The 9,095-nt window shown below is 65.8% G+C and carries 11 protein-coding genes; 8 read left to right on the top strand and 3 right to left on the bottom strand.

Features of this window, described 5'->3' with window-relative positions; translation table 11 throughout:
* A partial coding sequence (locus ACRCSW_RS17600) for a phosphate ABC transporter ATP-binding protein (protein WP_438706948.1) occupies nucleotides 1-473 on the top strand: 473 nt, incomplete at its 5' end.
* Between the two features lie 11 nt (nucleotides 474-484).
* The gene (phoU, locus tag ACRCSW_RS17595) at nucleotides 485-1,189 is read left to right on the top strand and encodes a phosphate signaling complex protein PhoU (protein WP_438706947.1); all 705 of its coding nucleotides are present in this window, start codon (nucleotides 485-487) and stop codon (nucleotides 1,187-1,189) included.
* On the opposite strand, the gene ACRCSW_RS17590 is transcribed toward phoU, so the two are convergent.
* Entirely contained in the window at nucleotides 1,123-1,989 is an 867-nt protein-coding gene (locus ACRCSW_RS17590; RefSeq protein ID WP_438706946.1) for a helix-turn-helix transcriptional regulator, read from the bottom strand. The genes phoU and ACRCSW_RS17590 overlap by 67 nt on opposite strands.
* A 106-nt stretch (nucleotides 1,990-2,095) precedes the next feature.
* Between ACRCSW_RS17590 and ACRCSW_RS17585 the strand changes: the two genes are divergently transcribed.
* The 5 genes from ACRCSW_RS17585 (at nucleotide 2,096) to ACRCSW_RS17565 (ending at nucleotide 7,508) form a co-directional block, all read left to right on the top strand.
* Nucleotides 2,096-2,854, top strand: coding sequence for a nitrilase-related carbon-nitrogen hydrolase (locus ACRCSW_RS17585; RefSeq protein ID WP_438706945.1), 759 nt, complete (start codon nucleotides 2,096-2,098; stop codon nucleotides 2,852-2,854).
* A complete protein-coding gene (locus ACRCSW_RS17580; protein ID WP_438706944.1) occupies nucleotides 2,851-4,932 on the top strand; it encodes an oxidoreductase in 2,082 nt (693 codons plus the stop codon). Before ACRCSW_RS17585 ends, ACRCSW_RS17580 begins: the two co-directional genes overlap by 4 nt.
* Nucleotides 4,933-5,082: 150 nt before the next feature.
* Entirely contained in the window at nucleotides 5,083-5,505 is a 423-nt protein-coding gene (locus tag ACRCSW_RS17575; RefSeq protein WP_438706943.1) for a RidA family protein, read from the top strand.
* Nucleotides 5,502-6,173, top strand: coding sequence for a DUF1028 domain-containing protein (locus ACRCSW_RS17570; RefSeq protein WP_438706942.1), 672 nt, complete (start codon nucleotides 5,502-5,504; stop codon nucleotides 6,171-6,173). Before ACRCSW_RS17575 ends, ACRCSW_RS17570 begins: the two co-directional genes overlap by 4 nt.
* Nucleotides 6,174-6,287: 114 nt before the next feature.
* Nucleotides 6,288-7,508 carry a flavin-containing monooxygenase gene (locus ACRCSW_RS17565; protein ID WP_438706941.1) on the top strand — a complete coding sequence of 407 codons (1,221 nt, stop codon included), beginning with the start codon at nucleotides 6,288-6,290 and terminating at the stop codon, nucleotides 7,506-7,508.
* Nucleotides 7,509-7,586: 78 nt separating this feature from the next.
* On the opposite strand, the gene ACRCSW_RS17560 is transcribed toward ACRCSW_RS17565, so the two are convergent.
* The gene (locus ACRCSW_RS17560) at nucleotides 7,587-8,051 is read right to left on the bottom strand and encodes a MarR family winged helix-turn-helix transcriptional regulator (RefSeq protein WP_438706940.1); all 465 of its coding nucleotides are present in this window, start codon (nucleotides 8,049-8,051) and stop codon (nucleotides 7,587-7,589) included.
* Nucleotides 8,052-8,053: 2 nt separating this feature from the next.
* A complete protein-coding gene (maiA, locus tag ACRCSW_RS17555) occupies nucleotides 8,054-8,692 on the bottom strand; it encodes a maleylacetoacetate isomerase (RefSeq protein ID WP_438706939.1) in 639 nt (212 codons plus the stop codon).
* Nucleotides 8,693-8,820: 128 nt separating this feature from the next.
* On the opposite strand from maiA, the gene ACRCSW_RS17550 reads away from it, so the two are divergent.
* On the top strand, nucleotides 8,821-9,095 hold a 275-nt coding region (locus ACRCSW_RS17550; protein WP_438706938.1), incomplete at its 3' end, for a homogentisate 1,2-dioxygenase.

The following is a 9,095-nucleotide window of genomic DNA, read 5'->3' as shown; positions in this document are numbered from 1 at the left end:
CGTTTCCGAAGTCGATCTACGACAACGTCGCCTACGGCCCCAAAATCCACGGACTGACGCGCAACAAGGCCGAGCTTGACCAGATCGTCGAGGCCTCGCTGCGGAAAGCCGCACTCTGGGGCGAGGTGAAGGACCGGCTCGATGCCTCGGGGACCGGGCTCTCCGGCGGCCAGCAGCAGCGGCTTTGCATCGCGCGGGCCATCGCGACCGGCCCGGAGGTTCTCTTGATGGACGAGCCCTGCTCGGCCTTGGACCCGATCGCGACGGCTCAGGTCGAAGAGCTGATCGACGAGCTCCGCGCGAGCTTTTCGGTAGTGATCGTGACCCATTCGATGCAGCAGGCCGCCCGCGTAAGCCAGAAGACCGCCTTCTTCCACCTCGGCAACCTCGTCGAATACGGCGACACGCCGCAGATCTTCACCAACCCGAAAGACACCAGAACCGAAGCCTACATCACAGGCCGCATCGGGTGAGGAGAGAGAAGATGGTCGACAACGAACAGCACATCGTATCAGCCTTCGACCGCGATCTCGAATCGCTTCAGGCCCATTTCCTGAAGCTCTCGGGACTGGCCGAACTCGCCCTGTCAGACGCCGCCAAGGCGCTTGAAGCGCTTGACAAACCTGCCGCCGACAAGGTCATCGCCTCCGATGCAGCCATCGACGAGCTTGAGGAATTCATCCAGATGGAGGCCGCCAGCCTGATCGCCCGCCGGGCGCCGACGGCCAGCGATCTCCGCCGCGTGCTTGCCGTCATGCGCGCCGCCAACAGCCTGGAGCGCGTCGGCGATTATGCGAAGAACGTCGCCAAGCGCACCCGGGTGCTGGCCCCCAGCGCGCCGGTCGACAGCCATGCCGGAACCGTCCGCCGGATGTCGGCTCTGGTCGTTCGGATGCTGGACGAATCAACCCAGGCTTTGGTCCGCAAAGACATCACCCTCGCCGAGTCGGTCCGCAAGCGCGACATCGACATCGACCAGATGTACAACACGCTCTTCCGCTCGCTCCTGACCTACATGATGGAAAGCCCGACCAATATCGGGCCCCTGATGCATCTGCATTTCATCGCCAAAAACATCGAGCGCGCCGGCGATCATGCGACTTCGATTGCGGAACAGGCGCTCTATCTTGCGACCGGCGAAATGCCTTCCGAGCCGCGCCCCAAGGCAGGCATGGAAGCCCAGGGCTGACCGGCCCCGGCGGTCTTCAGAAGCGGCAGCATCAGGCTGAAAAGCTCGGCTTGCGACGAAAGCCCGCAGCGCCGGTAAAGCTGCTTCCGGAAGACCTTGACCGTCTGAGGCGACACACCCAGCCGCAGGCCGATTGACGGGGTCGAATGCCCGCGCAGGATCAGAAGCGCCACCATGGCCTGACGGGGCGAAAGCGCGATCCCGTGGCGCCTCTGCGCGGCCTCGATCAAAAGCGCTGGCGTGTCTTCGACCGGCCCCGCGTCCGCCTCCAGCCCCCGCCAATGCGCCCGGGCAAGCGCCGATATGACCGGCACAAGGCGTTGGCAAGCAGCCGCTTCTCCCGTTGAGAACAGCTTTCCGGACCCGGCGTCGCGCCCCAGACACAGGTTCAGCGACAATCCCTCGGTCAGGGTGGCGACAAAGGCGATCTCGTCGACCAGCGTCGTCTCGCCGAAATACTCCAGGAAATACCGGCTGCGCTGAAACGCGTCCGGCGCGATGTCGCGGATGCGATAGGCGCCATCCGCCGCCCGCCCAAGGTGCAGATCGAAATAGGGGTCAAGCCGGTAGGCCCCCGCCAGATAGGTCGTCTCCAGCCGCGCAAAGACCCGCGGATTTTCGGCCCGGTGCAGAAGCACGATCGGCGGACCCGCATCGCGGTAGCCAAGCACGATCAGGTTGTCGGGCCTCGCCAGCGCCAGAAAAACCTCCCAAAGTGCTGCCCCGAACCCGTCCTGCCCCAAGGTGGCAATGGCGTGGCCAAGCCGGTCTTCGAAAACTGGGGGCGGGACAAGCGTCATCGGACATACCTCATTGGGGGTATATACCCCCTCACGAATGCAAAGCTAGACTGATCCCCACGTTCCGGGGGTATTCTCCCGCCGACCAGCAGCAACGGAGCCCGGCATGCGACTGGCACTCTGGCAAGGCACCTCGCCCGCAGCCGATCTTGAAGCCGCCCTGATCCAGGCCGAAGCAGCGCTTGCCGCCGCCGCAGCCCTGGACGCCGCAGCCCTCGTCCTGCCCGAGGTCTGGCTTCCCGGCTACAACCAGCCCGACATCCCCACCCGCGCGCTCCCCCTCGACAGCCCGCCCCTCCACCGCCTCTCCGCCGCCGCCAAACACCACCGCTGCGCGCTCGTCACCGGCTACGCCGAGCGTGACGGCACCCGCATCTACAACTCCGCCGCCTGCTTCGGCCCCGACGGTTCGCTCCTCGCCAACTACCGCAAGATCCAGCTTTACGGTCCCCGCGAGAAAGCCCTCTACACACCCGGCGACGCCTACGCCACCTTCCCGCTTGGAACAGAAAGCGTAGCAATCCTAATATGTTACGACATAGAGTTCGCACCCCACATCAAGACCCTCGCCGACCGCGGGGTCACGACGATCCTCGCCCCCACTGCCAACATGCAGCCCTTCACCCACGTCATCCGCCACACCGTCCCCGCCATGGCCGCGAACCACGGGATCACCATCGCCTACGCCAACTACTGCGGCACCGAAGGCGACCTCACATACGTCGGCGGCTCCCTCATCGTCGGCCCCCACGGCGAAATCCTCGCCCAAGCCGGAGACACGCCCGCCCTCCTCATCGCCGACATCCCGCCACGAGACCCCACCCGCCTCTCGACCCAATCCGCCGACCTCCGGGCCGCAACATGACCCGCGACCCCCGCCACGACATCCTCTTCACCCCCCTCAAGATCGGCCCCAAGACCGCGAAAAACCGCTTCTACCAGGTCCCCCACTGCAACGGCGGCGGCTACCGCGATCCCTCCGCCGTCACCGAAATGCGCCGCACCAAGGCCGAGGGCGGCTGGGGCGTGATCTTCACCGAACAGACCGAAATCCACCCGACCAGTGAAATCACCCCCTTCATCGAACAACACCTCTGGGACGACCGCGACCTCCCCGCCCTTGCCCGCATGGCCGAGGCAATGAAATCCCACGGCGCACTCGCCGGCATCCAACTCGCCTACAGCGGCATCAACGGCCCGAACCTCTACAGCCGCGAGGTCCCCCTCGCCGTCACCGGCGGCCCGATCCTGACCTTCACCGCAGACCCCGTCCAAGCCCGCAGCATGGATAAGGAAGACATAAAGAACCTCCGCCGCTGGTTCCGCAACGCCTTCCGCAGATCACAACAGGCAGGCTTCGACCTCATCTGCCTCTACGGCGCCCATGGCTTCGGTATCCTGCAGCACTTCCTCTCCCGCGCCACCAACCACCGCACCGACGAATACGGCGGCACGCTCACAAACCGCTCGAGGTTCGTCCGCGAGATAATTGAAGACGCTAGAAAAACCACCAAGGGCGAGCTTGCCATAACCCTCCGCCTCTCCCTCCACGAGGCCGGGCCAAAAGGCTTCTCCAACACTGAGCTTCGCGATTTCATCGCCATGCACGCCGACCTCCCCGACCTCTGGGATCTCGCCCATGGCACCTGGGAGGCCTGCTCCGCAACCGCCCGCTTCACCCCCGAAGGCGCGCAGGAAGACCTTGTCAAAGGCATCAAGGACCTCACCCCCAAACCCATCGTCGGCGTCGGCCGCTTCACCAGCCCCGACGCCATGGTCCGCCAGATCACCTCCGGCACCCTCGACTTCATCGGCGCCGCAAGACCCTCCATCGCCGATCCCTTCCTCCCGCTCAAAGTCCAGGAAGGCCGCTACGAAGACATCCGCGAATGCATCGGCTGCAACATCTGCGTCAGCGGAGACATGACCGGGGCCATCTCCCGCTGCACCCAGAACACCGCCTTCATGGAGGAGTGGCGCAAAGGCTGGCACCCCGAACGCGCCCACCCAAAGGGCAACAGCGCGTCCGTCCTCATCATCGGCGCAGGCCCCGCGGGCCTCGAAGCCGCCGTGCAAGCCGCCAGACGCGGCTACAAGGTCACCCTCGCCGAGGCCACCACCACCCTCGGCGGCCGCGTCGCAAAGGAACGCCACCTCCCCGGCCTCTCAGCCTGGGGCCGCGTCGCCGATTACCGCACGGGACAGCTCGCCCCTCTCGCCAACGTCGAAATCTACCGCGACAGCCGCCTCACCCCTGAAGACATCCTCACTATCCCCGCCGACCACGTCGCCATCGCCACCGGCAGCACTTGGCGGCGCGATGCCGTCGCGCGGCAGCACCTTCACCCGATCCCGACCGACCCGGCAATGCCGGTCTACACGCCAGACGACCTGATGGCGGGCCGCTGCCCGGAAGGCAGCAACGTCATGCTCTACGACGACGACCACTTCTACATGGGCTCCGTCCTCGCCGAACTCCTCGTCCAGAAAGGCAACCGCGTCCATTTCGTCACCCCAGCCGCCAAGGTCGCCGAATGGACCGACAACACCCTCGAACAAGGCACAATCATGTGCCGCCTCCTCAAGATCGGCACCGAGATACATCTCAACAAAGCCCCGGAAGCCATTGGCAGAAATGAAACAACCCTCGCCTGCACCTGGACCGGCCGCCAGTCCGCCCTCCCGACCGACGCCGTTGTCCTCGTCACCTCCCGCACGCCCGACGACACCCTCTACCACGCCACCAAAGCCCAGAACTGGCAGGCCGCAGGCATCAAGTCCCTCAAACTCATCGGAGACGCCGCCGCGCCCGGCCCCATAGCCTGGGCGACCTATGCGGGGCGCAACTGGGCTGAAAGCCTCGACCAGCCCGACCCCGGCGACGCCCTCACCTTCCGCCGCGAGATCGCCGCCCTGGACCCTGGCCATTCGCTTCTGCCATGACCCTCGCCAGATCATTTCTTGTCTGCAAATATCCCCGCCGGAGGCCCTTCACCCGAGCCTCTGCGCGTTCTTCACGCGCAGAGGCGAGACAAAAGGAATGCGCGCAAGCGCTCAATTTGAAAACCGTCCCTCACCCGCAGGACCCGACCGATGACGCACTTCCGCCACCGCAAGTTCAACACCCGTGACACCTACCCAGAACAGAAACTCGACAATGACCTGGCCCAAGCCGTCGTCGCCCGGGGCCGCATCGTCTTCCTGCGCGGCCAGTGTCCGCAGGACCTGGATACGGCCAAGGACATCGGCAGTCACGATCCGGTCGAACAGACCCACAAGGTCATGCAGAACATCCGCCAGCTGCTGGAAGAGGTCGGCGGCAAGATGGAGCATCTGTGCAAGATCGTCGTCTACCTGACCGACGTCCGCCACCGTGAGGCGGTCTACCGGACCCTGGGCGAGTACATCAAGGGCGTGCATCCGGTGTCGACCGGCGTCGTGGTGACCGCGCTTGCCCGGCCCTCCTGGCTCGTGGAAATCGATGGCACCGCCGTGATCCCGGACGATGAGAAATGACCTTCTCCCTCATCGCCCGCTGCGCCAAGACCGGCCAGTTCGGCATGGCCATCTCTTCCTCCTCCCCCGCCGTCGCCGCCCGCTGCGCGCATGTCCGGGCGGGGGTGGGCGCAGTCGCCAGCCAGAACATCACTGATCCCGCCCTCGGCCCCCTGATCCTCGACCGCCTCGCCGAGGGGCTGACCGCCCCCGAGGCCCTTCGGGCCATCACTCGGGGACGCCAACACATCGAGTACCGCCAGCTTCTGGTCATCGACCGCACGGGCAGCACCGCAATCCACTCGGGATCACAGGTCCTGGGTCTTTGGGCCGAAGCCCGGGCCGAGAATTGTGCGGCCGGCGGCAATCTTCTGGCAAACGAGTTGATCCCCCTCGCCATGGTCGAGACCTTCACCGGAGCACTGGGTCACCTGGGCGAGCGTCTGATGCAGGCGCTGGAAGCGGGCCTCAAGGCGGGCGGCGAGGCAGGCCCGGTCCGCTCCGCAGGCCTCAAGATCGCCGACCGGCTTTCCTGGCCGCTTGTTGACCTGAGGATCGACTGGGCCGACGACCCCATCGCCATGCTCCGCGCAGCCTGGGACGTTTACGCCCCCCAGATGCAGGCCTATGTGCAACGCGCCGACGACCCGACCAAGGCGCCATCCTATGGGGTCCCCGGCGATGAATAGGCGCAGGCGAAATATGAACAGATCTCTAACGTCCCTTTGCAAGCCTTTGATCCATAAGGGGCGGAATTCTTGTGCACTGTGCCCATGGCCTCCTCGTTCCGGACGGCCCTGCCCATGACCGAAAAGGTCCACACCCTCGTCATCGGCGGCGGTCAGGCCGGGATCGCCACCTCTGCCCACCTCCAGAAACAGGGCCTGCCCCACCTCGTCGTCGAACGCGCCCGCATCGCCGAACGCTGGCGAACCGAGCGCTGGGACAGCCTCGTCGCCAACGGCCCCGCCTGGCACGACCGCTTCCCCGAGGCGACCTTCGACGACATTGACCCCGAGGCCTTCCCGACCAAAGACCGCGTCGCCCGCTACTTCGAAGATTTCGCCAGGGACCGCGCCCTCCCCCTCCAAACCGGCGTGAACGTGACCCGCCTTGAACGCCACGGCGAGGGCTTCCGCGCCACCACCTCGCAAGGCGATATCCAGGCCCAGAACGTCGTCGTAGCCACCGGCCCCTTCCAGCGCCCGCTGATCCCGACAGCGGTCACGGACCCGACCATCACCCAACTCCACTCCACCGCCTACCGCAACCCCGCCGCCCTGCCCGAAGGTGCCGTCCTCGTCGTCGGCGCGGGCTCCTCCGGCGCCCAGATCGCCGAGGAACTGGCGCGGGCGGGCCGCAAGGTTTTCCTCTCGCTCGGCCCCCACGACCGCCCGCCCCGCCGCTACCGGGGAAAGGACTTCGTCTGGTGGCTGGGAAAGCTTGGCAAGTGGGACATGAAGGCCCCCACGCCGGGCACCGAGCACATCACCATCGCCGTCTCCGGCGCCTATGGCGGCCACACGATGGACTTCCGCCGCCTCGCCGCCCTCGGCATCACCCTCCTCGGCCGGGCGGGAGACTACCGTGACGGCCAGCTCCACTTCGCCCCCGACCTGCAGACCAACATCGAGAACGGCGACCGGAACTACCTTTCCGTCCTCGACGAAGCCGACGCCTATGCCAAGGCGAACGCCCTCGACCTGCCTGAAGAACCCGAGGCGCGCCGGCTCCTCCCCCTGCCGCCTTGCGTAACCGACCCGATCCTCAGCCTCGATCTTGGCAGGGAGGGCATCACCTCCATCGTCTGGGCCACCGGCTTCAAGCTCGACTTCAGCTGGATCGACCTCGACATCTTCCGCGAGGACGGCCGCCCCCGCCACACTGACGGCATCACCGAAATCCCCGGCCTCTACTTCATCGGCCTTCCCTGGCTCTCCTGCCGCGGCTCTGCCTTCATCTGGGGCGCCTGGAAGGATGCCGAGAGGCTCGCGGCTCGTATCGCTGCGCAGGGCTTGGTCTGACGGCCGCTCGTCGATGACTTCGTCACTCCTCGCTGCGGCGGCTCCGACGAGGAGACGAAGTCGAACGAGGAGGGATTGCTAGCGGTCCTCGGGCTCCCGCCCGACACCCACATGCAACGCGCTTATCTCGCGCAGGATCGCGTCAATCGTCTGGGCGACCTCGGGCCCAAGCCTGGCGCGCAGTTCAAAGTCGAAGGCCAGCGCCCGCTGGCCTAGATCCGCAAAAACCTCGCGGCCGCGAGAGGTCAGCGATAGAACTTCGGCCCGCCCGTCCTCAGAGCTTGGCGCGCGGGCAAGCATCCCTTCGGCCTCCAGCGCTGCTACGGCCCGGCTGACCTTGGTCTTCTCGATATGGCTGATCCGGCAGATGTCGCGTGCCGTCATCGCCCCGAACCGGCCCAGGTTCGCCAGCACCCGCCACTGCGTCCGGGTCATGCCGTAGCTTGTCTTGTAGACCCGCTCGAACCCGCGCGACGTTGCCTCGGCCGCCTGGTTCAGGAGATAGGGCAGGAAGTCCTGCAGGTCGAAGCCCTTGCCCTCCATCCTCACCCCCCCGGCCTGACGCGGTCCGGATGCGCGGCGGCGACCGGTGCAAGTGCCTCCATCCGGGCGGCGATCGCCGCGATCTGGGGGTAGGGCTTCAAGTCCACCCCCCAGCGCCGGGCGTTGTAGACCTGCGGCAGAAGGCAGAGGTCGGCCAGGCCGGGCGCATCGCCATGACAGAATGGCGTCTCTGGCCCTTCTGCCAGCATCGCCTCAAGCCCCTGAAAGCCCAGTGCGATGAAATGGCTCATCCAGCCCTCCATCGTCGCCCGCCCGCCAAGGCTGACGGCATGGCTTGCGACGCGCAGGTTGCAGACGGGCTGGATGTCCATCGCGACTGCATGCGCCAGAGCCCGCGCCCGCACCCGCCCGGCTGCATCTTTCGCCAGGAAGCCTGCTCCCCGAGTCTCGTCGAGGTATTCCAGAATTGCCACGGATTGTGTCAGCTTCAGCCCGTCGATCTCCAACACTGGCACCAAGCCCTGCGGATTGGCCGCCAGATGCGCAGCCGTCTTCTGACCGCCAGAGGCGAGGTCAACCGGGACGCTTTGATAGGCAATCCCCAGAAGGTTCAGCCCGATCCGCACCCGATAGGCCGAGGACGAACGCCAGTAGTCATGCAGGATCACTTTGGTCGACATGCCGGTGCCCTAAGGTGCCGCGAATTGCTTGTCACGTTAAGCTTGACTTGGTTGCACATGCAACTATTAATCAACTTATTCCCGGCACCCCGCCCCGCCCGGCGGCTTCAGGCTTCGAGGAGGTCCCCATGACCCGCCATTCGCTTCCCAAAGGCATGATCCGCGCGGCTGGCGGCACTGGCCTGAACGAAGGCTATATGCCTGGATTCGCGAACGATTTCGAAACCGAGGCCCTGCCGGGCGCCCTGCCCCAAGGCCAGAACAGCCCCCAGAAATGCGCCTACGGGCTTTATGCCGAACAGCTGTCCGGCTCGGCCTTCACGAAACCACATCCCGAGCGGACCTGGTGCTACCGCATCCGCCCTTCCGTCAAGCACACCACCCGGTTTCAGAAAATCGACGT

It is taken from the genome of Tabrizicola sp. (genome assembly GCF_051645465.1).
Classification (GTDB): domain Bacteria; phylum Pseudomonadota; class Alphaproteobacteria; order Rhodobacterales; family Rhodobacteraceae; genus Tabrizicola.
This window is presented reverse-complemented; position numbering and strand designations above follow the sequence as displayed.

Coding starts and splice junctions, on each gene's coding strand:
- phoU (WP_438706947.1), top strand. CDS start 485: ATGGTCGACAACGAACAGCACATCGTATCAGCCTTCGACCGCGATCTC.
- ACRCSW_RS17590 (WP_438706946.1), bottom strand. CDS start 1,989: ATGACGCTTGTCCCGCCCCCAGTTTTCGAAGACCGGCTTGGCCACGCC.
- ACRCSW_RS17585 (WP_438706945.1), top strand. CDS start 2,096: ATGCGACTGGCACTCTGGCAAGGCACCTCGCCCGCAGCCGATCTTGAA.
- ACRCSW_RS17580 (WP_438706944.1), top strand. CDS start 2,851: ATGACCCGCGACCCCCGCCACGACATCCTCTTCACCCCCCTCAAGATC.
- ACRCSW_RS17575 (WP_438706943.1), top strand. CDS start 5,083: ATGACGCACTTCCGCCACCGCAAGTTCAACACCCGTGACACCTACCCA.
- ACRCSW_RS17570 (WP_438706942.1), top strand. CDS start 5,502: ATGACCTTCTCCCTCATCGCCCGCTGCGCCAAGACCGGCCAGTTCGGC.
- ACRCSW_RS17565 (WP_438706941.1), top strand. CDS start 6,288: ATGACCGAAAAGGTCCACACCCTCGTCATCGGCGGCGGTCAGGCCGGG.
- ACRCSW_RS17560 (WP_438706940.1), bottom strand. CDS start 8,051: ATGGAGGGCAAGGGCTTCGACCTGCAGGACTTCCTGCCCTATCTCCTG.
- maiA (WP_438706939.1), bottom strand. CDS start 8,692: ATGTCGACCAAAGTGATCCTGCATGACTACTGGCGTTCGTCCTCGGCC.